Raw genomic sequence first — 25,615 nt, 5'->3', positions numbered from 1 at the left:
GGGAAAAGGTGTTTTTGGAGGCATTTGAATAAAGAGAAGGAAGGATGTAAAAGAATGAAAAAGGAATTGGAGGGAAAAGTAATTTTCAATGAAAAGATTGTCTCCATTGTGATAAAATAAGACGTAACAAGTTGGAAGGAGGAGGAGCATATGCCTGTTACCTTCTACTGGTACCCAAACTGCGGTACTTGTAAAAAAGCGAAAAAATGGCTGGATGATGAAGGGGTTCCTTACGAATCTGTACATATTGTTGAACATCCCCCTTCACAGGAAGAGTTGAAGGACCTCACGGCCAGGAGTGAACGACCGGTTAAGAAATTTTTCAACACCAGTGGGAAGAAGTATCGGGAGTTAAACCTGAAGGAAAAGCTGAAAGATGCAGATGAAGAAGAAATGCTGCGCATGCTCGCTTCAGACGGGATGCTCATCAAACGGCCCATCGTCACTGATGGAACAAATGTCACTGTTGGTTTCAAAGCCGATGAATTTGAAAACGTCTGGGGCCGATGAGCAGAACATTGGAAATAAAAGCAGAAGGCTTTTATGTTTATAACTGTCATTAAACAAAAACAAGAACTGTGGAGGTAATCGAATATGAGCTTACCAAAAGATCTACGTTATTCTCAGGAACACGAATGGGTGAAAGAAGAAGGAGAAAAAGTCAGAGTCGGAATCACGGATTTTGCTCAATCTGAACTTGGCGACATCGTTTTTGTTGAGCTTCCTGAAGTGGGAGAAGAACTAAAAACAGACGAGCCTTTCGGAAGTGTGGAATCTGTAAAAACCGTTTCCGAATTATATGCACCGATCAGCGGTAAAGTTGTAGAAGTGAATGAAGATTTGGAAGACAGCCCTGAGTTTGTGAATGAGTCTCCTTATGATAAAGCCTGGATGGTTGTTGTTGAACCAAGCGATTCTTCAGAAGTTGAGCAGCTGATGTCTTCTGAAGAATATGAAGCGATGATTGATGAAGATTAATCAAAACAAGTAAGCCCGTTGTACAGGCAGGACTGATGATTCCTTGTCTGACATGATCGTGCTTGATCTTAATCATGTTCAGACCATGCCATATGGCATGGTCTGTTTCTATATAGTAGGTGATGAAGATGGATGGAGAACGGATTTTGATTGTTGAAGGGATTACAGATAAGAAGAAATTGAACAAAGTACTGGATGAGAAAATCGAAATCATCTGTACCCATGGGACGCTCGGTATTGAGCGAATGGAAGAAATGATCTTTGAACATAACCTGGATGAACGATCGGTCTATATCCTTGTGGATGAAGATGATTCCGGTTTTAAACTACGGAAGATGCTGACAGAGGAACTTCCGCACGCAGAGCATATTTATATTGATAAAGCCTTTAGAGAAGTGGCGGCTACTCCCGAGCCGGAACTCGCCCGTGCCCTGTTAAGCCGTCATTTCAGCGTGAAGTCGATGTATTTAATTTAGGAGGAAGCTTTGCAGAATTTAATACAAAATGAGGCAGCCTGGGTGCTGTCCTCGGATGAAAAAACGATGACATTTATTCACAGCCCTTTTTGCGGGACGTGCCACCTTGCCCGCAAGATGCTGATAACGTTGGAAGAGATGTATAAAAAAACACTATTCTCGGAAATGAACGCCTCTCTGCATCCTGCATTGATGGAACAATATCGAGTGGAAAGTGTTCCATGCCTCTTGATTACCCATAAAGGAGAAGTTCTTGAAAAGGTCTATGCTTTTCAATCCGTCCCACACATGTATGAAAAGATCATTCCCTATCTATAACCCGCCTTTATTCCCCGGGAAATGACAAGATAAAAACGGTAAAAAACCCGTCCTGCATAAACAGGGCGGGTTTTATTCATCGGCCGTATGACCAGTGATAAGCGGGTGGGAGGCCTTCCGCTGTTTTGATGATTAAACAATTTCCCCCAGGGACTGGACGATATCGAGAAAGGAAGCTTTATCACCGAACGATTCGTGGACCCTGCCTTCCTGATCTATGATAATAGTGGAAGGGACGCCCTTGCAGCCGAACGTATCGTATAAGCTTCGCCCATCATCAATCAAGGTAGGCTGGTTAAGAAATTTTTCAGCATATTCCTTTCCGGCATCAGGGCTGCGTTCACGACCGGGAACGTTAATCGTAACCAGCTCCACTTTTTCTTTGTCCATCGTTTCAAAGAGCTGCTCTTTTTTAGGTAAGTCTCTCCCGCAGTCAGGACACCAGGATGCCCAGAAAGTCAGGACGATCACCTTTCCGAAATGGTCGCTCAGACGATAGGTGGAGGGCTGATTTATATAAGAAAGCTCAAATTGAGGAGCACGTTCCTTCATGATTTCATCTCCTTACTGTAAAAATATACCTGATTATTATCTTTGACGTCCGTATAGACTCCATGCTAACATAACATATAATTTCACAGCGACATCATAACTTATCCAGAGTGGTGGAGGGACTGGCCCTTTGAAACCCGGCAACCGGCAAAAGCACGGTGCTAAATCCTGCGGAGCGTAAAGCTTTGATAGATGAGATCCACTAAAGTCTCTTCTATTTTAGGAGAGACTTTTTTGCATATCCAGATGTTCTTCTTTTCTGAAAAGTGGCTCATTTATGTTGACACGCTGGTGGCAGAGTGCTAAAATCCACTTTGTAGTTATGAAATGAATTAAAGCAGTAATAATTTAATAAGCTAAAATCTCTTATCCAGAGTGGCGGAGGGACTGGCCCTACGATGCCCGGCAACCAGCAGGTGTAACCGACCTGTCAAGGTGCCAAATCCTGCAGAGCATAACAGCTCTGACAGATGAGAGAACAGAAGATACATTGTTATTGAAACGCCATTCTGTTCTCGAACAGAATGGCGTTTTTTGAATGGGAGGGAACACATCATGATTACAATCAAGGATCTTTCTAAAGTTTTTCAAACGAAGGATCGGGAAGTGAAAGCTGTTGATGGCTTAAGCCTTACAATAAATAAAGGGGAAATCTACGGTGTCATTGGTTATAGTGGAGCGGGTAAAAGTACTTTTATCCGGCTGTTGAACCGACTGGAGGATCCAACAGAGGGCAGCATCCACGTCGGTGATCAGGATTTAACGGGACTCAGTAAGAATAAACTGCGTATTGCCCGCCAGGATATCGGAATGATTTTTCAGCACTTCAACCTGCTTTGGTCCAGAACGGTTTATGATAACATCGCTTTTCCGTTGGAAATTGCCGGTGTACCAAAGGAAGAACGGAGCAAAAGAGTGAACGAACTGATCGATCTGGTCGGTTTATCCGGCAGAGGAAACTCCTACCCATCCCAGTTGAGTGGTGGACAGAAACAGCGTGTAGGAATTGCCAGGGCGCTGGCCAACAACCCGAAAGTCCTCCTTTGTGATGAAGCGACATCCGCTCTGGATCCGGAAACGACAGACTCCATATTGGATCTTCTTGTAGACATCAATGAAAAACTCGGACTGACCATAGTTTTGATTACTCACGAAATGCATGTCATTCGTAAGATCTGTCATCAGGTGGCAGTCATGGAGCAGGGGAAAATCGTTGAAAAGGGAGATGTTCTGGACGTATTTCTTCATCCAGATCAGCCAGTGACGAAGAAATTCGTCGATCAGGTGATGGGTGATCAGGAAAAAGAGCACTCTCTGAAATTGATCAAAGATAAGTACCAGTCCGGAAAAATCGTCCGGCTGCATTTTGTAGGAGAGAGTACCAACCAAGCGCTGATCAGTGAGGTCTCCAGGAAGTTCGTCCTGGATGTGAATATTCTTCACGGGAAGATCACGCAGACGCAAAAAGGAGCTTACGGAACGATGTTTGTTCAGTTTGAAGGAGACGATGAGGAAGCAGCCCGGGCAATCGAATATATACGCTCGACTTCTGTGGAAGTGGAGGTGAACCCGGATGCTTAATGGATTACTGCCAAACGTACGCATGGAAGACATGATTACAGCCACAAATGAAACGTTGTATATGACTCTGATTTCCGTAGCCGGCACATTTATCCTCGGGATTCTGCTCGGCCTGCTGCTTTATTTATCTGGTCCGGGAGGGCTCTGGCAGAACAAAGTGGTCAATGCAGTGACAGCTTCTGTCGTAAACATTTTCCGTGCCATTCCTTTTATTATATTGATCCTGCTTCTGTTCCCGTTTACAGACTTCTTGATTGGAACGATCCGCGGTCCGAACGCAGCCCTTCCGGCGTTAATTATCGGAGGAGCTCCGTTTTACGCGAGACTTGTTGAGATTGCATTGAAGGAAGTGGAAAAAGGTGTCGTAGAGGCAGCGAAGGCGATGGGGGCTAAATCATCAACGATCATCTTCAAAGTCCTGCTGCCTGAATCCATGCCTGCCCTTATTTCAGGAATTACGGTGACCGCCATTGCACTGATTGGTTATACCGCCGTGGCGGGTGCGATTGGTGCCGGTGGTCTTGGAGATTTTGCTTATTTCTACGGTTTCCAGCGTAGTAATTTTGATGTGGTCTTCATTTGCACGGTGCTTATCATTATTATTGTGTTTATTTTCCAATTCATCGGAGATTATGCTTCCCGTAAATTGGACAAAAGATAAAAAACAAAAGGGAGAGATTATTCATGAAAAAAATCTGGACAACAGCGGTTGCGCTGTTATTCGTTCTTGTTCTTGCCGCCTGCGGTTCTTCTGAGGAAGATTCCTCCAGCGGTGAAGGAAATACGGAAATTACAGTAGGAGCAACAAGTGTTCCTCACGCTGAAGTTCTTGAAGAAGCAAAGCCGCTTCTTGAAGAAGAAGGGATCACGTTAAATATCGAGGAATACCAGGATTACATCCTTCCAAACCAGGATTTGGCCGAAGGACGTATTGATGCAAACTATTTCCAGACGATTCCTTATATGGAACTTCAAGAGCAGGATAATGATGATTATGATTTTGCCAATCTCGGCGGGATTCACATTGAGCCGATCGGTGTGTACTCCCAAAAGTATGACAACCTTGAAGACGTAGAAGAAGGTACCGAGTTCGTCATGAGCCGTTCTGTATCCACCCACGGTCGTGTATTGACACTTCTTGAAAAAGAAGGGTTGATCAAACTGGATGAGAGTGTAGAAAAAGTGGATGCCACGGTCAATGATATTGTCGAGAACCCTAAAAACCTTCAGTTTGATACCGGCGTGGACGCAGCCGGCCTTCCTGAAGTGTACAACAAAGAGGAAGAAGTCCTTGTAGCGATTAACACGAACTACGCGATTGAAGCGGACCTTGTACCAAAAGATGATGCGATCATCCTTGAAGGGACAAACTCCCCTTATGTGAACGTCATCGCTGCTCAAAGCAAAGACGAGGACAACGAGGCACTGAACACGCTAGTGGAAGTCCTGCGTTCTGAAGACATTCAAACCTTTATTGAAGAGGAATACGAAGGAGCAGTTATCCCTGTCTCCGACGATTCTGAATAACGGATAAAATAAGTGACTGCGGTTGATACTAACCGCAGTCACTTATTATTTATGGGAGGTTTTAACATGCAGGATCAGAATATGACGTGGACGCAGACATATTTACACGATTATAAAGAAGGAATGGGTGTCTTTGCGGAACACATGCCTGAAGTCGCCCACCAGTTCAGTCAATTTTCCCAGGAGTGTTTTAAAGCCGGAGAGCTTTCACAAAAAGACAAGCAGCTGATGGCTCTCGGAATCAGCATCGTGGCCCAGGATGAATATTGTATGATCTACCACACCAAAGGCTGTGTCGATCAGGGAGCTTCGGAAAGAGAGATCATGGAAGCTTGTGGAGTCGCCGCAGCTTTTGGAGGCGGAGCAGCTCTCAGTCAAGCTGTTACCCTTGTCCAGGACGCCTACAGTGATTTAACGAACAACGTTAACTAATTGAATTATTAGAAAATTAAAGAAAAAGTAATGTATTAAATGGAAATGCAATTATTAAACGCTTACATCGGTCCGCGGGTCCGCATATGAATGAAAATGCGGTTTCAGAAGATTTTATACAGGGTAAAGATTTGTGGTAACCTAAATTGTGTAAATAATCTGAAAGGGTTGATTCGTTATTAATGACCATCTGCAGTTGAATTTCACCGCTGAAATGGAAAAGGCTATGCATCAGGCTCACAATACGAGTTATGCGGAGTACAGCCGTAGACTGGACACTCGGCTGGAAGTAGAACAAAAGCGTCAGCGTGAATTCGAACAAACTCAGAAAATGCATGCCCAGGTGGACCGTCAATTGCATAGATAATGTTTAGGAACGAATCAATCAGGTGGCTTTAGTCACCTGATTTTTTCATGTTATACTAATGTAGGAAAGTGAGAATGAACATGTATCAATGTCCAGGTTTCCCTCTCCTTTTACCAGTGGGAAAAAGTTGATTACAAATAAAAAATGATTTAAGATTATAATGAGAATAAATTGAGAATGAATGTTTGTTTTCAGTCTGACTGGACATTCGATAATAATAGATACTGGAGGTATACATTATGGCAGGATCAACATTAGAAATTAAAGATCTTCACGTAGAGATTGAAGGTCAGGAAATCCTTAAAGGTGTAAACTTAACAATCAACGGCGGTGAATTCCACGCAGTTATGGGACCAAACGGAACAGGTAAGTCCACGTTGTCCTCTGCAATCATGGGTCATCCGAAGTATGAAGTAACCAAAGGTGAAATCATCCTTGATGGTGAAAACGTACTGGAGATGGAAGTAGACGAGCGTGCGAAAGCCGGCTTGTTCCTGGCCATGCAGTACCCGAGTGAAATCAGCGGTGTAACCAACTCCGACTTCCTGCGTTCTTCCATTAACGCTCACCGTGAAGAAGGTGATGAAATCTCTCTTATGAAATTCATTAAAGAGATGGACAACACGATGGATACACTTGAAATGGATAAGAACATGGCTCAGCGTTACTTGAACGAAGGTTTCTCCGGTGGTGAGAAAAAACGTAACGAAATTCTGCAGCTGATGATGATTCAACCGGCGATTGCCATCCTGGATGAGATTGATTCCGGCCTGGATATTGATGCTCTTAAAGTCGTTTCCAAAGGGATCAACGAAATGCGCAACGACTCCTTCGGCTGCCTGATCATCACTCACTACCAGCGTCTATTGAACTACATCACTCCTGATAAAGTACACGTGATGATGCAGGGTCGTATTGTGAAGTCCGGTGGTCCGGAGCTTTCCCAGCGCCTTGAAGAAGAAGGATACGACTGGATCAAGCAGGAGCTTGGCATCGAAGACGAAACGGTCAACGCGTAATAAGATAGGAGGGTAACCATGACAGTAGAAGTCACACTACCATACGACAAAGAGTATGTTACAAACTTTTCCCAGGGTCTTCAGGAACCTGAATGGATGAAGAACCTTCGTCTAAGTGCTCTGGAGAAATCAGAATCTCTTCCATTACCAAAACCAGATAAAACCAATATATCCAAATGGAACTTCACGGAATTCGATCATCACGTAACGAGTGATAAGATTGAAAACCTTGACGATCTTCCAGTTGAAATCAAGGACTTTTTAGATCAGGAAAAAGAACAGCAGAACCTTGTAATTCAGCGTAACCATACCGTTGCCTATGCAGCGATTGAACAGCAGCTGAAGGACAAGGGTGTCATCTTTACAGACATGCTGACAGCTGTCCGTGAGCACAGCGATCTCGTTGAAAAGTATTTCATGAATGATGCGGTGCACGTGGACGAACACCGTTTGACTGCGCTGCATGCGGCTCTAGTGAACGGCGGGATTTTCCTTTATGTTCCAAAGAACGTTCAGATCGAAGAACCGATTCAGGCGATTTTCTGGCAGGAGGATCCTAAAGCCTCTCTCGTTAACCACATTCTTGTTGTGGCAGAGGAAAACAGTTCTGTTACGTATGTGGAGAACTATATTTCCCACAATAAAGAAGAAAAAACTTCTTCCAACATTGTGGCAGAAGTGATCGCTAAAGACGGAGCGAAGGTTTCCTTCGGTGCGGTGGATAACTTCGAAGCCGGAACGACAGTTTATGCGAACCGCCGCGGTGTAGCCTATCGTGATGCAGTGATCGAATGGGCTCTCGGCCAGATGAATGAAGGAGATACCGTTTCTGAAAACATCACGCATTTGATCGGTGACAACTCCCATTCCAATGCGAAAACAGTAGCCATCGGCCGTGGAGCGCAGAAGCAGAACTTTACAGCGAATATCACCCATTTCGGAAAAGGGTCGGATGGATATATCCTTCAGCACGGAGTTATGAAGGACAAAGCCTCTGCAATCTTTAACGGAATCGGAAAAATCGAACACGGCGCCAGTAAATCCAATGCCGAGCAGGAGTCCCGTGTACTGATGCTCAGCAAAGATGCACGTGGTGATGCGAACCCGATCCTTCTTATTGATGAAGATGACGTTACCGCTGGTCACGCTGCTTCTGTCGGCCGTGTGGATCCAATCCAGCTTTATTATCTAATGAGCCGTGGAATCTCTCGCTTTGAAGCGGAGCGTTTGATTATTCACGGATTCCTGGCACCTGTGGTAAATCAATTGCCTGTAGAGGCGGTAAAACGCCAGCTTAGACAGGTAATTGAAAGGAAAGTCTATTAATGGATGTAAAAGCTGTACGCGAACAGTTCCCAATCCTTCAACAGGAAGTGAATGGGCATCCGCTCGTGTACCTGGATTCCTCCGCGACTTCCCAAAAACCCCTTCAGGTGATTGAGAAGCTTGATGAATACTACCGCGGATACAATTCCAACGTTCACAGAGGTGTTCATACACTGGGAACGAAAGCAACAGACGAATATGAAGGTGCCCGCGAAAAAGTCCGCCGCTTCATAAATGCTTCCAGTACACAGGAAGTCATTTTCACACGTGGTACAACGACAGCGATCAATACGGTAGCATCAAGCTACGGCCGTGCGAACCTTTCTGAAGGTGACGAAGTCGTCATTACTCAGATGGAGCACCACAGCAACATCATCCCGTGGCAGCAGGTCGTCAAAGAAACAGGCGCTGTCCTCAAGTATATTCCGATGCAGCCCGATGGAACCGTTCGTTTGGAAGATGCAGAAGCAGCGATTACCGACAAAACGAAAATTGTAGCAATGATGCATGTATCCAACGTACTTGGTACGATCAACCCGGTGAAGGAAGTGGCTGAAATCGCCCACCGTAAAGGTGCAGTCATGCTCGTGGACGGAGCTCAGAGTGTCCCTCATATGAGCATCGACGTCCAGGACCTGGATGCTGACTTTTACGCCTTCAGCGGCCACAAAATGTGCGGTCCGACCGGCATTGGTGTTCTCTACGGTAAGAAAGCCTTGTTGAATGATATGGAGCCGGTTGAATTCGGTGGTGAGATGATCGATTTTGTTAACCTGTATGATTCCACGTGGAAAGAGCTTCCGTGGAAATTTGAAGGGGGTACGCCGATCATTGCAGGCGCTGTTGGTCTTGGCGCAGCGATCGACTTCCTTTCAGACATCGGACTGGATAACATTCGCAGGCATGAAGAAAAACTGGCTGCCTATGCGGTTCAGGAAATGAACAAGATGGACGATATGAAGATTTTCGGTCCTGAACATCGTGCCGGTCTTGTAACGTTCAATCTCGGCGATGTCCACCCTCACGATCTCGCAACCGTGCTTGACGCTGAAGGGGTGGCTGTACGTGCGGGACATCACTGTGCCCAGCCGCTGATGCGCTGGCTGAACGTCTCGGCTACGGCCAGAGCAAGTTTTTATCTCTACAACACAGAAGAAGATATAGACCGACTTGTCGCTGGATTACAAACAACAAAGGAGTATTTTGGCGATGTCTTTTAATAACCTAGATACCCTTTACCGTCAAGTCATTATGGATCATTATAAAAACCCGCGCAATCGTGGCTCCATTGAAGGAAATCCAATGGTCGTAGATATGAACAATCCGACCTGCGGGGACCGGATACAGGTTTACCTGCAAGTGGAGGACGGATTGGTCCAGGAAGCGAAGTTTGACGGAGAAGGCTGTTCCATCAGCCTTTCCTCCGCATCCATGATGACGCAGGCGATTAAAGGCAGACCCGTTGATGAAGCACTAAAGATGTCCGAGCTGTTTTCCGACCTTATGCAGGGGAAAGACATTGATGAAGACGGCCTTGACCTTGGCGATATTGAAGCCCTTCAGGGAGTAGCCAAGTTCCCGGCACGCATCAAATGTGCGACACTGGCATGGAAAGCCATGGAAAAAGGTGTCGGAGAAGAGAAGCAGGACTAAAGCTTTTGCCAATACCAAAAGGAGGTATGTACCATGGCCAAAAAAGCGCCAGAAGTGGGAGAGTACCAATATGGTTTCCACGAAAAAGACGTATCCATTTTCCGTACACAGAAAGGTTTGACGAAGGAAGTCGTTGAACAAATTTCTAATTATAAAGAAGAGCCGAAGTGGATGCTTGATTTCCGCCTGAAGTCTCTTGAGCAGTTTTATAAAATGCCGATGCCACAGTGGGGTGGCGACCTCCAGGAACTGAACTTTGATGATATTACGTATTACGTAAAACCATCCGAACGTTCCGAGCGTTCGTGGGATGAAGTTCCGGAAGAAATCAAGAATACGTTCGACCGTCTTGGAATTCCGGAAGCGGAGCAGAAATACCTTGCCGGTGTATCTGCCCAGTATGAATCCGAAGTGGTTTATCACAACATGGAGAAAGACCTGGAAGATATGGGTGTAATCTTTAAGGATACCGATTCAGCTCTTAAAGAAAACGAGGACCTTTTCAAAGAATATTTCGGTAAAGTCATTCCTCCATCCGACAACAAATTCTCAGCGTTGAACTCTGCGGTCTGGTCCGGTGGTTCTTTCATCTATGTTCCGAAAAATACGAAGGTGGAAACGCCGCTTCAAGCCTATTTCCGTATCAACTCTGAAAACATGGGACAGTTCGAGCGTACGCTGATCATTGCTGACGAAGGTTCTTCTGTCCACTATGTAGAAGGCTGTACAGCTCCAACGTATTCGTCCAGTTCCCTGCACAGTGCGGTCGTTGAAATTTTCGTTAAGGATAATGCGTACTGCCGTTATACAACGATCCAGAACTGGGCCAACAACGTCTACAACCTTGTTACGAAGCGTGCGGTTGCTGAGTCCAATGCAACGATGGAATGGGTCGACGGGAACCTCGGTTCCAAGTTGACGATGAAATATCCAGCTGTCCTTCTTAAAGGAGAAGGAGCCCGCGGTATGACGTTGTCCATCGCTCTTGCTGGTAAAGGCCAGCACCAGGATGCCGGTGCGAAAATGCACCACCTGGCGCCGAATACGTCATCGACCATCGTTTCCAAATCCATCTCCAAGCATGGTGGTAAAGTAACCTACCGCGGAATCGTGCAGTTCGGCCGTAAAGCCGAAGGCGCTCGTTCCAACGTTGAGTGTGATACGCTCATTATGGATAACGAATCTACGTCAGATACGATTCCATACAACGAAATCATGAACGAGAACATCTCTCTTGAGCACGAAGCGAAAGTTTCCAAAGTTTCTGAAGAGCAGCTGTTCTACTTGATGAGCCGTGGTGTTTCTGAAGAGGAAGCAACAGAAATGATCGTGATGGGCTTCATCGAGCCATTCACGAAAGAACTTCCAATGGAATATGCCGTTGAGATGAACCGCCTGATCAAATTTGAAATGGAAGGTTCCATCGGTTAATCGAATACAGAAGCCGCACAGATCCCGATCTGTGCGGCTTTTTTTTGTGGGCAGACACAGAATGGAGAAGCAGAAGCGGGCAGGATGTTTTATGAATAGAAAACATGATACTATAATATTATCTATAATGAGTTGAGGAAGGTCCCTTATGTTTCTTTTAATGTTTTTGATTGGTGTTGTGACGGCTTTAGTGGGGAGCATCGCCGGCCTCGGCGGCGGTGTTATTTTAGTGCCTGTGCTCCTCTTTTTGGCCGATCATCTTCCAGCCTTTGACTGGGTGAGCCCCCAGTCCATCGTTGGAGTTTCACTGGTCGTTATGATTTTCACCGGTATGTCGTCGACGATTTCGTATATCCGGCATAACCGGGTGGATAAAAAAATCGGCTTTATCTTTTTATATGGAAGTATTCCTGGAGGCATCTTCGGTTCCTGGCTGAATCAATTTTTTAAAACAGACGGGTTCTCTTTGTTTTTTGGGATTGTAATGATACTCGTTTCTCTCTTGTTTTTTATTCCGAGGAGACCACCGGGCACACCGTTGTTCACAAGCGGGATTAAAAGAGAGAGAACAATAAATGGACAAACGTACACTTATCAAATGCCTGTATGGCTCGGGCTGTCCTTGTCTTTTGCTGTTGGCATGCTCTCGGGTCTGCTCGGCATCGGCGGCGGTTCTTTGATGGTGCCTGCGATGATTCTGCTGTTGAATATTCCCCCGCATATCGCGACGGCTACATCGATGTTTATGATTTTCTTTGCCAGCATCACGAGTTCAGCCACCCACGTTGCAATGGGGCATGTGGACTGGGGCGTCACGCTCTGGTTTATTCCAGGGGCCTATGCAGGAGGGATGCTTGGAGCTGAAATCAACCGTCACCTGAACGGGAAAGCAGTGGAATGGTTCTTAAGGATTCTGCTGATTATGATAGGGATACGCTTAATCTGGCAAGGGTTAGGGTGAGGAGACTGATGATGAAGGAAAAACTGCACGTATACTATACAAGTGATCTTCATAGTCACTTTGAGAATTGGCCCCAGATTGTCGGCTATTTTCGAGAGAAGAAAAAAATCCATGATCAAAAAGGGGAAGACTACTGGCTGTTGGATAACGGCGATCACGTCGACCGTTTTCATCCTATAACCGAAGGATTGATGGGCAAGGGAAACGTTGACCTATTGAATCAGGCTGGTTATTCCGTAGCGACCCTTGGAAATAACGAAGGGATTACACTTGCCAAAGAGGACCTTCATAAACTCTATGACGAAGCGGACTTTCACGTGGTCTGTGCCAACCTGGAGTGTTTGGAATCTCCTGCACCGGAATGGCTCAAACCGTATCATATCCTCCACTCCAGCCGAGGCACGAAGGTAGCCGTCATTGGTTTGACGGCCCCTTTCCAAGCCTTTTATCAGAAACTTGGCTGGGACGTCCATTCACCATATGACTGGCTGGATAAGCTGCTGCCGGAAGTGAAGGAAAAAGCAGACATCGTCGTTCTATTATCCCACCTCGGGATCAATGAAGATGAAGAGATCGCACGAAGGTACAATGGAATTGATCTCATTATCGGAGGCCACACGCATCACCTTTTTCAAAACGGCGAGCATGTAGACGGTACGCTGTTGACAGCCGCTGGGAAGCACGGCACCCATCTCGGGGAGGTGCTGTTGGAATGGGACTGCGAGGCCGGTGAAATCACCAGGAAAGAAGCTTATGCGGTCCCTACAGAGCAGATGAGAAAAGACGATCAGGTGACCGAATACTTAAGGTGGATCCGCGGGGAGGCTGTACGCCGTCTGGAAACCCCTGTAGCCTATTTGAAAGAGCCGATGCATATTGCCTGGTTCCAGGACAGTCCGCTTATGTCCAGACTTACGGAGCAGCTCCGCACATGGACTTCATCTGATATAGCCATGTTGAATGCTGGCGTTCTTCTTGACCATCTGCCGGCCGGGGATATTACGTATGAGGACGTTCACCGGATCTGTCCGCATCCGATGAATCCATGCAGGGTGGAGTTAAGAGGAGATGAACTTCTTGAAGTCATCCGGGCGGCTCATACGAAGAAGCTGACGGAAATCCGTCTGAAAGGGTTCGGTTTCAGAGGAGAAGTTATAGGCAGAATGGTTTTTGCCGGCGTTGATATTGAACGAAGGCTGGATGAGGACGGAGAAGAGCGTGTCGTTCAAGTGCTGTACAAAGGCAAGCCTGTGGAATACGATCAGACGTACAGCTTTGCTACAGCAGACACATTTACGTTCGGTCGTTTCTTCCCGGAAATTGCTTATGCAGAAACGAAGCAGTATTTTATGCCGGAACTCTTAAGGGATTTACTGAAAAAAGAACTGAAAAAATAAAATGATCCCCCTGCCGGGAAAGAAAGCGGCAGGGGGATTATTTTATTGTCTTCCTGTGCTGTATGAGATGTATAAAGATATCCTGTATTTCTGCGAAAGGGACTATCTTTGGTGATTAGAGAAAGGGCGCTCTTCATATATATAGAGGGGGAGGGTGCCTGTATGCCTAAAAACCGAGTGACTAAACGATCCACCATAGGCAGGCGGATTGTCATCAGCCTGTTGTTTTTCGCCCTTTTCACGGTGCTGAGTCTCTGGTATATCAACAGAGGGGTGACGCCGGCGCTGGTCGAGATTGCTGAAACAAAAGCCCAGCAGCTGGCAAGAGATGCCATTAATGAAGCTGTAAGCAAACAGATTGCAGAAGACCTGCAATTTAATGACTTGGTTAAGATGGAAAAAGATGATCAGGGAAATGTCGTTTATATGGGATGGAACTCTGTGCTTGTCAACCGAGCTCTCCGGGATACAACCATCAGGGTCCAAAATTTCTTGAAGCGGATGGAGCTTGGTGAACTGCCGATGGAAGATACGACACTGGAACCGGACCTCGACCCGGATCGGACTCCGGAAGAGCAGGGGGAACAGCCCGCAACACTCATTGAACTTCCGATTGGGATGGCTACCAACAACAGTCTGCTTGCCAACCTTGGACCCAAGGTGCCTGTACAGCTGCGTGTCATTGGAGATGTTCAGTCTGAAGTGGATATTGAAATGACGGAATACGGAATCAATGCCGCCTTGTTTGAATTGACCATCCACTTTGAGGTAAATGTTCGAATCGTCATCCCTTTTTCCACAGAAACGACGGTCGTCACCAACAATATTCCAATCGACCAGGCTACGATTCTCGGGGAAGTACCGGAATATTTCGGAGGCATGTCCGGAGGTGACGGCGGGAACCCTTCGTTCTCCCTTCCTATGGAGCCCTTGCAATAATGGCCGGTCACTGATACAATACCAAAGAACTGAATATGCGTGACCTTATCAGATCGGTGAGGTAGAGGCGCAGGCATCATGAGTAGCTGATGGGAGTTTGACAAGCCGGGATCATTAGTGAAAGGGAAGGCCTGCCGAAGTGTGGCTGAACACGTCAAGTTTTGACACGCTGGTGTATACCTGAAGAAGGCATACACTGTCATGCATGCTTTTGGGTGCATGGGGCGCTACTGATCGAAATGGAGGATAATCAAGTTGTCTGCAGACAGTGATGGATTATTTTCTGTCATTGTTTTTTTATTTTATTCCTCATTTTATACCCACCAGTAGCCTTCCATTCCCGTAACATCAAGATATACGGAGGGGAAACACATGGAAGGAACCATCTTTTCTTTAGTTCCAGCAATACTTATGCTTATCCTTGTCTTAGTCACAAGGCGCGTCATCTTGTCCCTTGGGATAGGGATTATCGTCGGAGCATTCATGCTCACACAAATGGATATTGGAGCAGGTCTGGGCTTGATCTGGTCTATATTTGCCGGTATTTTCGTCAGCGAAGGGGCGTTAAACACAGGGAATCTGTATCTCTTGTCCTTTTTATTTCTGCTCGGAGTCGCCACAGCCTTTATGACGGCCTCCGGAGGCAGCCGCGCTTTCGGTAAATGGGCTGTTGAAAGGATCCGGACGAGAAAAGGGGCCAAGCTCGTTCCGTCCATTCTAGGTATCATCATTTTTATTGATGACTACTTTAATGCTCTTGCAGTCGGACAGGTCGCACGTCCTGTAACAGACCGCTATAAAGTATCCAGAGCCAAACTGGCCTACTATATAGACTCCACTTCAGCGCCGATTACGGTCATATCACCGATATCCAGCTGGGGAGCTTATATTATCGGAACGATTGGAAGCATTCTTGCAGCCAATGAGATTTCGAACTATCAGGCTTTTGAAGCTTTTGTTCTTATGATCCCGGCAAACTTCTATGTATTTGCAGCACTGCTTCTTGTATTTTTGACGATTTATCTGCGTCTGGATATTGGTCCGATGAAAACGCACGAAAACAGAGCCAAGGATACAGGCGAGCTTCACAACCCGGATAGAGGGGATGTGCCCGGCGACTTGAATAATGAATTCAAGGAGCATGACAACGGGAAGATTTCCCACTTAATCTGGCCGATTGTAACGTTGATCATCGGTACAGTGGGCATGATGGTTTATACAGGAATTCAAAGTTCAGAAGGAACCGCGGATATCCTTTCCATCTTTGCTAACACAAACGTAAACATTTCCTTGTTTGCCGGAGGGATCATTTCCGTAGTCACAGCCCTGCTTTTATATGTCGGGCAGCCGTCACCGAAATCCGGTTTGCTGCACGTATTTCTACAAGGGTTTAAAGCGATGCTGCCGGCGATCTACATTCTGATTGCTGCCTGGATGATCGGCGACATTATCAGCCGCCTGCAGACAGGGGAATATCTCGCCCAGCAGTTCAGTCAGGCGGATGTGAACATCGCCTATCTTCCGCTGATCATCTTCCTGTTATCCGGTTTTATGGCCTTATCTACAGGAACGTCCTGGGGAACTTTCGGAATTATGCTTCCGATTGCTGGAGAAATTGCTGCTGTCACCGATCCAGCATTCCTTCTTCCAGCCCTTTCAGCCGTTCTCGCTGGTTCTGTGTTCGGTGATCACTGTTCACCGATTTCCGATACGACGATCCTTTCGTCCACAGGAGCGGGAGCCAACCACATTGATCACGTATTGACCCAGCTGCCATATGCCATCATTGCAGCTGTGGCTGCCTCGGTCGGTTATGTTGTGCTGGGCCTTACAGGACAGGTTTGGGTGCCGCTGCTGCTGTCCCTTATCATTGTTCTCATCACAGCTCTGGTCATTCACAAACTGAATCCCGAAAAAAGATAGAAAAAATGATGAGTTGAAAAGAGGGGGAACTTCTGTTAAACAGGAGTTCCTCCTCTTTATTTATTATCTCTTTACAAGCTGAAAGGCAGAGAAAGCATGCCTCTGTCTATTTCATTCCTAAGTCCTAAGACTTCCTGATCTGGTATTTTCTGAAAATTTTAAAAATATTTTGACAAGCCTATGCGCTGCCGTTATAATTTAAAACAGAATAATCAGAAAAATAAAAAATGAGGGACATTTATCACCGTTCCTCTCAGGGAGGTCTTTCACATGGAAAATCGCGCACAATGGGGTACACGTGCCGGATTTATCCTGGCAGCCGTAGGTTCTGCCATTGGTTTGGGGAACATTTGGCGTTTTCCAGCTGTTGCTTATGAAAATGGAGGAGGAGCATTTTTTATTCCTTACTTGTTCGCTCTTCTAACCGCAGGTATTCCTCTATTGATCATGGAGTTTACCATCGGTCATAAGTACCGTGGATCTGCACCGTTGTCCTTTTTCCGGATGAGCAGAAAAGCAGAGTGGATCGGCTGGTGGGGTGTGCTGGTCGCGTTTGTTATTTCCACTTATTATGCGGTCATTATCGGCTGGGCCATTTCATACAGTGTGTTTTCGTTCAATTTATCATGGGGTGATGATACCGAAGGCTTTTTGTTCAGTGACTACCTTCAGTTATCTGTGAATCCCGGCGAGACCGGAAGCCTCGTCCCCGGTGTACTGATTCCTCTGCTTATTGTGTGGGCGATTACACTTGGAGTTCTATTCAAGGGAGTTAAAAAGGGAATTGAGACTGCGAACAAAATCTTCATTCCTACACTTGTCGTCCTTTTCATGATCATTGTTATACGAGCCCTTACACTTCCGGGAGCAGCACAGGGGCTGCAGGCTTTCTTCGAACCGAATTTCTCAGCGATTATGGACAGTTCGGTATGGGTCGCCGCCTATGGACAGATTTTCTTCAGTCTTTCTATTGCTTTTGCTATTATGATTACTTATTCCAGTTACCTTCCGAAAAAATCGGATATTACAAATAACGCGTTTATTGCCGGTTTCAGTAATTCAGGTTTTGAACTGCTTGCTGGTATCGGAGTATTCGCTGCCCTTGGCTTCATGGCTTCCCAGAGTGGAGTGCCTGTAAACGAAGTCGTTAGCGGCGGGGTGGGACTTGCCTTTGTTGTCTTCCCACAGATCATTAATGAATTTCCAGCATTGAATGGATTGTTCGGATTTTTGTTCTTCCTTTCACTCGTGCTGGCCGGATTGTCTTCCTTGATTTCCATTTCGGAGACATACGTAGCCGGGATCAGCGAGAAATTTGGAATTTCCAGAACGAAGGCAGTCGCTTTCGGCGGCGGAACAGCAGCCGTTATCTCTCTGTTGTTTGCTACGCAGGGCGGATTGTTCTTCCTGGATGCTGCTGACTATTTCATCAACCAGTTTGGTGTCGCTTTCGTCGGGCTTGTCGAAGTCGTAGTCATTGCCTGGTTCCTTCGTAAGCTCAATGATTTTCAGTCGCACGCTAATGAAATATCCGATATCCGTCTCGGAACATGGTGGAAAGTGTCCCTTGGACTTATTACACCACTCGTACTTGGATATATGATGTTCGACCTGTTTAAAACGAACCTGGCGAAAGAGTTCGACACAGAAACAGGAAACTACGAAGGATACGCAGATGGGTTCATTCTTTTCGGTGGCTGGTTTGTGGCAGCGTTCGCCCTCATTGTCGGAGTGTTGATGATGTTTAAACGCTGGAACGCCAAAGCTTTCGAAGAGGAAAAAAAGGAGGTAAGCTGACATGACAGCAGGTGCAGTAATTACCATGGTTATCGGAATGGTTGTCATCTGGGGAGGTCTGGCAGCGAGCATTACGAACGCTGTGAAAAAAGCTAAATAATCAAAGGCGCCGCATCTGCGGCGCCTTTTAGTTTGTGCCATGATCGAGCGTTTCACTTGCCCTTTCAAGAAGTGTGATCATTCCCTTTCCGCAGATAAAGGTATCCAAGTTTTTTTTCGTTATGCTGCCTGGCTCCCTATTAACTAATGTTTGCGCTTTTCTGATTTTTCTTTTAAAATAATATCGCATTTGATTATAACTTTTGTAGGGGGGTCATATTGAATAAGATTGAGCGAATAATGAAGCCCATTCATATAGGGTTCACAACACTATGTTTAATTTATTTACTTTTAGTATTTATCACTGATATAGTTTTATCTCCACCAATTCTTTTTGCCTTTTTCATTGTCATTCCGTTGGGTAGGGCAAGTTTCCGACAAAGTGAAGGCCATAAGATTGATGCTATTGCCTCTCTTGGTTTGAGTTTGTTTTTCTTGGCAGCACTCGTTATTTCTTTAATTTGAAAAGAACGCCCTTCCATTGAATGAAGGGCGTTCTTCTTTTCAGCTCATCATTTGATCAGATGAAGTGGAGTGTTCGGTGGTGACGCCTGCGGGAAAAGCACGAGACGAAGATCCACTTGGACAGATGGTTTTCCTGTCCAAGTTAGCTGAGGCTGTGCCCGCGGCAAGCATCCACCGATAAACGGAACATGGTCATCCACAAGATGGGCTTTTTTTATTCTGCCATCCGTTCCCATCGTCTTAAGAACGGATAGGGGTCGAAGGACCATTCATTCTTCCCATTATCCTGGTACATCCCGTAGTGCAGATGCGGTGGAAACTTACCGGACGTGCCCGGCGGCCCGTAACCCGAAGCACCAACGGCTCCGATAACATCGCCAGGCTGAACGACGTCGCCGACTTTAATCTCTTTGGAAAAGTTCTGCAGGTGGGCGTAATAGTGATAAATGTTGTAAATATCACGAATTCCAATGCGCCAGCCTCCATACGTATTCCATCCCTTCATTTCGACGACGCCGTACGTCGTGGATTTGACAGGAACTCCGTAGCCGGCAAAGATATCGGTTCCTTCATGAATCCTCCGTCCACCAAATCCCCGCGCATCTCCCCATGTGCTCCGGTAACTGTAGTTGTACTGTTTAGGAAGAGGGAAATCACGGTTCGTTAAATGCACCGTTTTGAACGTGCGGAATACTTCGGCGGAATGCATAATCGTCTGAACGGTTAAATCCCGCTTGTAGTATTGAAATAATGCAATCTTGATATCATCTTCTGTGGTTCCGAACGATTTTATATACCGGCCGAGCGACCATAGTACGTCCTCATCGTTATGGATGTCTGCTTTTTCATCTCCATTGCCGTCTGACCCCCATCCATCAGGGGAGACGGCAGAAGGGAAAGCGTCAGCGGAGCCTGACCAGAACATGGGATCAAATTCGATAGCTGTAACCCGGCCTTCATCAGGATCATCGTGTACCTGGCGTTCATACTGGTCGACAGCTGCCAGATATTCCCATGGGATATCGGTAACGGCTGAAGTTTTTTTATAAAGGGCCATCCGCTCCTGGCTTTCTTTTTCATCTGGTTCTGCATGGACAGCTCCAGTTGAAAAAGAGAGAACGGCCATCAAGATTCCTGTCACGAGTGCTGTACCTTTCATATTCTCACCTACAACAAATTGATACTCTTAGGATGAACAAAGAATCTTCAGGTATGAATGGTAAATTCGGGAGGCTAATTTTCCATCCCGGTCTCTGCTTCTGTATTCGTATTTGGCCCTATATTCGGCTGATTTGGATTGGTTTCATCCACTTTTCCTTGAGGGGACTGCTTCATTTTTTTAATGATACTGCTGATGGTACTGTTATATCCTTCATCATAGACGGTGGAGTTGCTCAGACTTTGGACATCTCCAAAGGAAGCTGGATTATCGGACACATAAACGTGGTAAAAACTCGGGACAAGGGAATAGGCGGTTTTCTGAACCATGTCGGCGGCTGTTTGTCTATCGGTGTCATCCGCACGCTTATAGGCAACAAGCACTTCGTTGTCCGTTACAGCTGTGGCTACGTCATCAAACTGCTCGTATCGTAAAATCATGCGGGAAATCATATCCGCCATCTGTTCTCTGTTCACTTTAATCTGACGGTTTCTTTCCTCGTCCTGGTCCAGCTGGTTTTTCTCGAAGCGCACATAGCCGACCTGGCCGTCTTTCGGTTCGGTATTGTATCCGTCCATAGCATTTCCGCTGAGCGTATCACCGTCCATCAACTGTTGAGCTTCTTCTTCCTTCGTCTCCTGGCATCCGGCTAGAAGACCGCAGAGGAGAAGAGTGGCAGCCATTTGTTTAAGCTTCATCATAGATCCTCCTTGCCATATGGGTGTATTTTTATAGTGGGCACTTTTGTTGGAAACATACCTGTTCATTTTTTCAGGACGTTTCCTTCCTGTTGGAAAAATGTGATACACTAATGGGTAGATAGAGGTGATGGATGTGATTGAAATTTCAGGTAAAACGTTTGATATCCTGGAGAATCACCAGGAGGGCTTTCAGCAGGAAGAAGTGGAAGGCCGCTTCAGCGACATATTGAATAAATATGATTTTATCGTAGGGGACTGGGGATATGGTCAGCTCCGTCTGAAGGGATTTTACGACGATCAGAATTCCAAGGCGACCTTCGATACGAAAATCAGCACTTTGGAAGATTACTTATATGAATACTGCAATTTTGGCTGTGCTTATTTTGTTCTTAAGCGGATCCGACAGTAAAACCGGCGTGTTTACATAACACACGCCGGTTTTTTTAATGATCTTCCTGGGAGGGTTTAATATCAGCGTTTGATTCATCGTGCAGGGGATGGGCTCCATCCTCCTGACGGGGCAGATCTTCATGAAGGGACTTGTACTCGTAATTAAACGCACTGTAATACCTCTGCTTATTTGTCCATGGGGAACTTTTCTCATTGGAAACAGGCTCATGCTTATTCCGGGGGGATCCATAGGCTCCTTCCGGAAGCTGTTCCGGGACCAGATAGTTCCGCTGGGCTTCCACGTTGGCAAAATCGGAATAATCTTTCTTTTTCTTGTCATTCATCTTATTCGACCTCCTTAGGCTTAGAGTGAGCGTAAGGAACGGATTTATGCTACAGGAGATATGGAAGATAGTTTCTGAGCTCTTCGGCTTCCATTGCACTCAGCTGGAATAAATGCTCCAGGTATCCGTCCCTGTTGATGTTCTCTTCATCCAGAAGCCCCTGCCTGTTTTTAGGCAGGTTGATGACGAGAGATTGGTCTTGGAAATACTCTGCCTTCATAATAGCAAGCTCGAATCGATGACTGCCTGCGGTAAATGAAACGAATCGTGTGCTTGTATCCTGGGTAACATCTTCTAATAGTGGACGTTGGTACATCTTTTACACTCCTTTTGTTCGTGCTCTTCTGCATAGTTATCAGGTAGTATATCCATTACGCTGGAATTTATCGACCGAAAATAGTTGTGGTATGATAACGGTAGCATGGACTTTAACAGTCAGGAGGATTTTACATGTATTTTGTGGATCGGGAGAAAATTGAAAAGATCTTATCTTATATGGAAACGATACAAGCAGAAGTGAGAAAGCAGGGGTTTTCCTCATTCCGGGAGAAGCTTGTACTGGAGCGTTTGACACACCTTACTGTCGAGGCTGTACTAGATGTCGGCAATATGATGATTGATGGTTTTATTATGCGTGATCCGGGCAGTTATGATGATATTATCGACATTTTGCTGGATGAAAAGGTTCTTCCTGCTGAACATGAGGAAGCATTTAAACAGTTCATTCAGTTAAGGAAGATGATCGTCCACGAGTATACAGAGGTGGATCATGAGGCTGTCGAACGTGCGTGGGTGTCGCATCAACATGCACTGGAAGCTTTCCCGGAGCGGATCCGCATGTACCTCGATCACGAACTGGGTCCTGTATCCGCTTTTTCAAAAAACACTACGAAAGGGGAAGCCTGATGAAACATTATCAGGGATACCTGGTGGATTTGGATGGGACGATGTATAAAGGGGAAGCGGCCGTGGACGGCGCTTCGCACTTTATTGACCATCTGATCGGTCTTCAGGTCCCTTTTTTATTTTTGACTAATAATTCCTCCCGTACGCAGGATCAGATTGCAGCGAAATTAAACAAGCTTGGTGTGAAAGCCCTGCCTGATCAAGTGTATACAAGCAGTTTAGCAACGGCTGACTTCATCAAGGAGAAGAAGGAGCAGGCACGAGTGTATGTAATCGGGGAGGAAGGTCTTCATAAGGCTCTTACAGACCGGGGCCATACCCTTGTGGAGGAGGAGGCAGATTTTGTAGTCATCGGCATCGACCGGGAAATTTCCTATTCCAAGCTTGCCAGGGCCTGCCTCGAAGTGAGAAAGGGAGCCGGTTTTGTGAGTACGAACAGCGACACAGCCATTCCGACGGATAAGGGGATGCTGCCTGGAAACGGAGCCATGACAAGTGTTGTTGCTGTTAGTACAGGTGTGGATCCCATCTTTGTCGGTAAGCCGGAGCCGATCATTATGGAGCGGGCTTTAAAGGAGCTGCAGCTTCAGGCGGATCACGTATTGATGGTGGGCGACAACTATCACACCGATATCCTCGCCGGGATGAAAGCAGGGGTGGACACGTTGATGGTGGAAACCGGACTGAGCTCATTCCATGAGATAGAAGCTCATACCCATCAGCCTACCTATAAAAAGCTGAACTTACACGAGTGGTTAGTTGAACTTAAAGAATAAATAAAAATCACCACCTGCCTCATGGGGCAGGTGGTGATTTTTTATAAGGCTCTGTTAAAGTCTGTTGTTGATATTTTAAATGATTACTAAATCGTCTCCGTCTGGAATTAGGGTCCGGTCCGTTGTTTACTCAGAGCATGGGATGGCAGGGAAAACCGTCCGCTTTCCGCGGGGAACGATGAGCCTCCTCGAACTTCGTTCTCCGGGGTCTCACCTTGTTCCTTTTTCCCGCAGGAGTCTACCTGTTTTTCCTGCCATCCCTTTCGTAGTGGTGTAACGGACTTCGGTTATGTCCTTTCTAACTACCCTTCTTTGAAGAGGCGGCCTTGGGAATGGCGAGACTCCTGTGGGATGAAGGTACATCGTGAGACCCCGGAAGGCGCAGCCTGAGGAGGCTCACGGTACCCCACGGAAAGGGAGTCATTCCCAAGGCCGCCTCATGCAAATCCCATGACAGAAAGGGGTGATAGGAGCTCATATGTTAAATAACAACACCAAGCAATAACAGAGCCTTTTTATAAAACGTAAGGGCCGAAGAAAATAGTGATCAATGCGACGTGAACACTGATGAAGTAGGTGATCTGAACAGGGATTGACCAATCTCTCTGTTTCGCACCGGTTTTCAGAATTCCAAAGGCGATCAGGGCAAAACCAAGGATGAAAAGGATAGGACTGCCGGGGAAGCTTAAATAATCAGGGGCTCTGGCAAGGAGCTTTTCTGAGAATAAGGGACTGCGCACAAGAATGGCGGCTGCCAGGTAAATGGCGATACCCGTGAGCAGAATCCATGTACGGTCCTGGTCCAGCGCGTCTCTTTTAACAAACATAAGAATGACAAGGAACAAAAGCGGCCATATATACCAGAAGGTCATAATGAGGAGTCCGAAAAAGCTGTAGGAAAGCATCCCCATTGTTTTTCCCAGTGCTCCTAAAAGGACACGGGAGTTCCATGTGTCAGCTTTCTCGATGATTTCAGGGTTCTGGGAAGATAAGAGAAGCTTGTGACTGTCCCCGCCTTTATCGACCCAGACTACACTGTCCTCTTGAATTTGGACCGGGTGGGTGGACAGATCCGGTGTGTTGCTGATCCGTGTGATTTCTTCAACCCCGGAAGTACCGAGCGGGGCTTTATAAATGTTAAACTGGCTGTTTTCACCGAATCTTGTATTGGTGGCCCCGACCGCTTTAAACAGCAGGGAGGTTCCCTCTTTCTGAGGATGCAGACTCATATCCGATATTTCTTTGAGAGGCTTCGAAGAGACGGGATCAATAAAAGAAAGGCTGGTGGTCTTTAAAGGTTCTTGAAAGGAAGTGGTTCCGTAATAATAATGGTTTTCCATTTGACCGGAAGCGGACTGTTTCTGAACGGTCGATATAAGAACAGTGGCTTCCTTGTTCTGTATTGTAAACTGGATGTCCTTAATACTTTCAGAACCAGACGGTAGAAAAGCGGCTTCTCCGATCTTTTTCACCTCATTGTCCACGTGTTCAAAGAAGTGCAGGTGACGGCCTTCCTCGTCTGTGTACTCTTCCATAAGGTAAGTGCCTTCATCCGTCTCTGACGTTTTCACCTTGGAATCACTGGAGGTGAGTGTCATCAGTTGCCTGCTTTCATAATTGGCTGGATCTATGGTGTAAAGGGCGTTCTCCTTTTGGTAAAGCGCAGCCGAGGATGTGGGGATAAAGCCGTCAATATCCGTTAGTTTTTCTTCTGTATCCCCGCGGTATAAGCTGTAGTAATCAGAATAGAGGAGTTTGTCATTTTCTATGTAAAAGCTTGTGAACTTATCCACGGGAATCGTGTACTGCTGTTCATCCATTTCAGTGTAGTTGTCATCATAGGTATGCCGGGTAATACCGCTTTCCGTGAGATAAGAGATTTGTATGCCATCGTCTGTCTTCTGGATATGGGGCTGCTTAACAGCGGTTGTTTCTCCAATCTCCCAATCTCTGCTCCAGTCCTGATCGGCAGGTTCCGTAACTTCCTGATAGTTTTCAAAGAATAAAAGCACAACTCCTGCTGCAATGATGATCAACGGCAGGATCCATACAAGTTTTAAACGCAGCGTCTTCACGTTATCCGCCTCCTTTTCCTATG

At 46.2% G+C, this 25,615-nt stretch carries 30 protein-coding genes and 3 riboswitches; of the genes, 24 read left to right on the top strand and 6 right to left on the bottom strand.

The window, feature by feature from the left end:
* The first annotated feature begins 150 nt into the window (after positions 1-150).
* The 4 genes from ACXAGL_RS02370 (at position 151) to ACXAGL_RS02355 (ending at position 1,772) form a co-directional block, all read left to right on the top strand.
* Positions 151-510 (top strand): arsenate reductase family protein, encoded by a 360-nt coding sequence (locus tag ACXAGL_RS02370; RefSeq protein ID WP_474989640.1) that lies wholly within the window; start codon positions 151-153, stop codon positions 508-510.
* Positions 511-594: 84 nt separating this feature from the next.
* Entirely contained in the window at positions 595-978 is a 384-nt protein-coding gene (gcvH, locus tag ACXAGL_RS02365; protein ID WP_027956409.1) for a glycine cleavage system protein GcvH, read from the top strand.
* Positions 979-1,106: 128 nt separating this feature from the next.
* On the top strand, positions 1,107-1,454 hold the full coding sequence (locus tag ACXAGL_RS02360) for a toprim domain-containing protein (protein ID WP_027956410.1): 348 nt from the start codon (positions 1,107-1,109) through the stop codon (positions 1,452-1,454).
* A 9-nt stretch (positions 1,455-1,463) separates the two neighbouring features.
* Complete coding sequence (locus ACXAGL_RS02355; protein WP_474969313.1) at positions 1,464-1,772, top strand: thioredoxin family protein; 309 nt, start codon at positions 1,464-1,466, stop codon at positions 1,770-1,772.
* A 132-nt stretch (positions 1,773-1,904) separates the two neighbouring features.
* Here the strand turns inward: ACXAGL_RS02355 and ACXAGL_RS02350 are convergent, their stop codons facing one another.
* Entirely contained in the window at positions 1,905-2,324 is a 420-nt protein-coding gene (locus ACXAGL_RS02350) for a TlpA family protein disulfide reductase (protein ID WP_474971098.1), read from the bottom strand.
* A 98-nt stretch (positions 2,325-2,422) separates the two neighbouring features.
* Positions 2,423-2,523: riboswitch (SAM riboswitch) on the top strand.
* Between the two features lie 164 nt (positions 2,524-2,687).
* A riboswitch (SAM riboswitch) is annotated at positions 2,688-2,801 on the top strand.
* 78 nt (positions 2,802-2,879) lie between these two features.
* On the opposite strand from ACXAGL_RS02350, the gene ACXAGL_RS02345 reads away from it, so the two are divergent.
* The 17 genes from ACXAGL_RS02345 to ACXAGL_RS02265 all read left to right on the top strand — a co-directional run bounded on the left by ACXAGL_RS02345 (position 2,880) and on the right by ACXAGL_RS02265 (position 19,241).
* A complete protein-coding gene (locus tag ACXAGL_RS02345; RefSeq protein ID WP_474969311.1) occupies positions 2,880-3,905 on the top strand; it encodes a methionine ABC transporter ATP-binding protein in 1,026 nt (341 codons plus the stop codon).
* Complete coding sequence (locus tag ACXAGL_RS02340) at positions 3,898-4,566, top strand: methionine ABC transporter permease (protein WP_160838465.1); 669 nt, start codon at positions 3,898-3,900, stop codon at positions 4,564-4,566. The genes ACXAGL_RS02345 and ACXAGL_RS02340 overlap by 8 nt, the downstream gene beginning before the upstream one ends.
* 23 nt (positions 4,567-4,589) lie before the next feature.
* Positions 4,590-5,432 (top strand): MetQ/NlpA family ABC transporter substrate-binding protein, encoded by an 843-nt coding sequence (locus ACXAGL_RS02335; RefSeq protein ID WP_474969310.1) that lies wholly within the window; start codon positions 4,590-4,592, stop codon positions 5,430-5,432.
* Between the two features lie 66 nt (positions 5,433-5,498).
* Positions 5,499-5,864, top strand: coding sequence for a carboxymuconolactone decarboxylase family protein (locus ACXAGL_RS02330; protein ID WP_474969309.1), 366 nt, complete (start codon positions 5,499-5,501; stop codon positions 5,862-5,864).
* A 214-nt stretch (positions 5,865-6,078) separates the two neighbouring features.
* Positions 6,079-6,231 (top strand): YuzK family famiily protein, encoded by a 153-nt coding sequence (locus tag ACXAGL_RS02325; protein WP_474969308.1) that lies wholly within the window; start codon positions 6,079-6,081, stop codon positions 6,229-6,231.
* A 239-nt stretch (positions 6,232-6,470) separates the two neighbouring features.
* On the top strand, positions 6,471-7,250 hold the full coding sequence (gene sufC / locus ACXAGL_RS02320) for a Fe-S cluster assembly ATPase SufC (RefSeq protein WP_027956417.1): 780 nt from the start codon (positions 6,471-6,473) through the stop codon (positions 7,248-7,250).
* Positions 7,251-7,268: 18 nt separating this feature from the next.
* Entirely contained in the window at positions 7,269-8,576 is a 1,308-nt protein-coding gene (gene sufD, locus ACXAGL_RS02315) for a Fe-S cluster assembly protein SufD (RefSeq protein ID WP_474969307.1), read from the top strand.
* Positions 8,576-9,796, top strand: a complete 1,221-nt coding sequence (locus ACXAGL_RS02310) for a cysteine desulfurase (RefSeq protein WP_474969306.1) — start codon at positions 8,576-8,578, stop codon at positions 9,794-9,796. The genes sufD and ACXAGL_RS02310 overlap by 1 nt, the downstream gene beginning before the upstream one ends.
* Positions 9,786-10,229, top strand: a complete 444-nt coding sequence (gene sufU, locus ACXAGL_RS02305) for a Fe-S cluster assembly sulfur transfer protein SufU (RefSeq protein ID WP_206933576.1) — start codon at positions 9,786-9,788, stop codon at positions 10,227-10,229. The genes ACXAGL_RS02310 and sufU overlap by 11 nt, the downstream gene beginning before the upstream one ends.
* 33 nt (positions 10,230-10,262) lie before the next feature.
* Entirely contained in the window at positions 10,263-11,660 is a 1,398-nt protein-coding gene (gene sufB / locus ACXAGL_RS02300) for a Fe-S cluster assembly protein SufB (protein ID WP_474969305.1), read from the top strand.
* Positions 11,661-11,808: 148 nt separating this feature from the next.
* Positions 11,809-12,621 carry a sulfite exporter TauE/SafE family protein gene (locus tag ACXAGL_RS02295; protein WP_474971100.1) on the top strand — a complete coding sequence of 271 codons (813 nt, stop codon included), beginning with the start codon at positions 11,809-11,811 and terminating at the stop codon, positions 12,619-12,621.
* A gap of 11 nt (positions 12,622-12,632) precedes the next feature.
* On the top strand, positions 12,633-14,018 hold the full coding sequence (locus ACXAGL_RS02290) for a bifunctional metallophosphatase/5'-nucleotidase (protein WP_474989638.1): 1,386 nt from the start codon (positions 12,633-12,635) through the stop codon (positions 14,016-14,018).
* Positions 14,019-14,180: 162 nt separating this feature from the next.
* Positions 14,181-14,957: a sporulation protein YunB gene (yunB, locus tag ACXAGL_RS02285; protein WP_027956424.1), complete on the top strand. Its 777-nt coding sequence runs from the start codon at positions 14,181-14,183 to the stop codon at positions 14,955-14,957.
* Positions 14,958-15,011: 54 nt separating this feature from the next.
* Positions 15,012-15,195: riboswitch (Lysine riboswitch) on the top strand.
* Between the two features lie 134 nt (positions 15,196-15,329).
* Positions 15,330-16,880 carry a Na+/H+ antiporter NhaC family protein gene (locus ACXAGL_RS02280; RefSeq protein WP_474969302.1) on the top strand — a complete coding sequence of 517 codons (1,551 nt, stop codon included), beginning with the start codon at positions 15,330-15,332 and terminating at the stop codon, positions 16,878-16,880.
* Positions 16,881-17,150: 270 nt separating this feature from the next.
* A complete protein-coding gene (locus ACXAGL_RS02275) occupies positions 17,151-18,677 on the top strand; it encodes a sodium-dependent transporter (RefSeq protein ID WP_474969301.1) in 1,527 nt (508 codons plus the stop codon).
* Position 18,678: 1 nt separating this feature from the next.
* The gene (locus ACXAGL_RS02270; RefSeq protein WP_156896525.1) at positions 18,679-18,777 is read left to right on the top strand and encodes a MetS family NSS transporter small subunit; all 99 of its coding nucleotides are present in this window, start codon (positions 18,679-18,681) and stop codon (positions 18,775-18,777) included.
* A 218-nt stretch (positions 18,778-18,995) separates the two neighbouring features.
* The gene (locus ACXAGL_RS02265) at positions 18,996-19,241 is read left to right on the top strand and encodes a hypothetical protein (RefSeq protein ID WP_474989636.1); all 246 of its coding nucleotides are present in this window, start codon (positions 18,996-18,998) and stop codon (positions 19,239-19,241) included.
* Positions 19,242-19,455: 214 nt separating this feature from the next.
* Here the strand turns inward: ACXAGL_RS02265 and ACXAGL_RS02260 are convergent, their stop codons facing one another.
* Together ACXAGL_RS02260 and ACXAGL_RS02255 are read right to left on the bottom strand one after the other, a co-directional pair.
* Positions 19,456-20,400 carry a M23 family metallopeptidase gene (locus ACXAGL_RS02260; protein WP_474971104.1) on the bottom strand — a complete coding sequence of 315 codons (945 nt, stop codon included), beginning with the start codon at positions 20,398-20,400 and terminating at the stop codon, positions 19,456-19,458.
* 74 nt (positions 20,401-20,474) lie between these two features.
* Complete coding sequence (locus tag ACXAGL_RS02255) at positions 20,475-21,098, bottom strand: YhcN/YlaJ family sporulation lipoprotein (protein WP_474989634.1); 624 nt, start codon at positions 21,096-21,098, stop codon at positions 20,475-20,477.
* A gap of 136 nt (positions 21,099-21,234) precedes the next feature.
* Between ACXAGL_RS02255 and ACXAGL_RS02250 the strand changes: the two genes are divergently transcribed.
* On the top strand, positions 21,235-21,510 hold the full coding sequence (locus tag ACXAGL_RS02250) for a YutD family protein (protein ID WP_027956430.1): 276 nt from the start codon (positions 21,235-21,237) through the stop codon (positions 21,508-21,510).
* A 34-nt stretch (positions 21,511-21,544) separates the two neighbouring features.
* Here ACXAGL_RS02250 and ACXAGL_RS02245 read toward each other — a convergent pair whose 3' ends face one another.
* Both ACXAGL_RS02245 and ACXAGL_RS02240 read right to left on the bottom strand, forming a co-directional pair.
* Positions 21,545-21,835, bottom strand: a complete 291-nt coding sequence (locus ACXAGL_RS02245) for a cytosolic protein (protein ID WP_474969298.1) — start codon at positions 21,833-21,835, stop codon at positions 21,545-21,547.
* Positions 21,836-21,884: 49 nt separating this feature from the next.
* Positions 21,885-22,151, bottom strand: a complete 267-nt coding sequence (locus ACXAGL_RS02240) for a DUF3055 domain-containing protein (protein ID WP_474969297.1) — start codon at positions 22,149-22,151, stop codon at positions 21,885-21,887.
* Positions 22,152-22,285: 134 nt separating this feature from the next.
* Between ACXAGL_RS02240 and hepT the strand changes: the two genes are divergently transcribed.
* Positions 22,286-22,741, top strand: a complete 456-nt coding sequence (gene hepT, locus ACXAGL_RS02235) for a type VII toxin-antitoxin system HepT family RNase toxin (protein ID WP_474989632.1) — start codon at positions 22,286-22,288, stop codon at positions 22,739-22,741.
* Positions 22,741-23,517 carry a TIGR01457 family HAD-type hydrolase gene (locus tag ACXAGL_RS02230; protein WP_474989630.1) on the top strand — a complete coding sequence of 259 codons (777 nt, stop codon included), beginning with the start codon at positions 22,741-22,743 and terminating at the stop codon, positions 23,515-23,517. Before hepT ends, ACXAGL_RS02230 begins: the two co-directional genes overlap by 1 nt.
* Positions 23,518-24,032: 515 nt before the next feature.
* Here the strand turns inward: ACXAGL_RS02230 and ACXAGL_RS02225 are convergent.
* Positions 24,033-25,592 (bottom strand): hypothetical protein, encoded by a 1,560-nt coding sequence (locus tag ACXAGL_RS02225; RefSeq protein WP_474989628.1) that lies wholly within the window; start codon positions 25,590-25,592, stop codon positions 24,033-24,035.
* Positions 25,593-25,615 lie beyond the last annotated feature (23 nt).

This window comes from Halobacillus sp. ABA4_118, from assembly GCF_056160205.1.
This window is presented reverse-complemented; position numbering and strand designations above follow the sequence as displayed.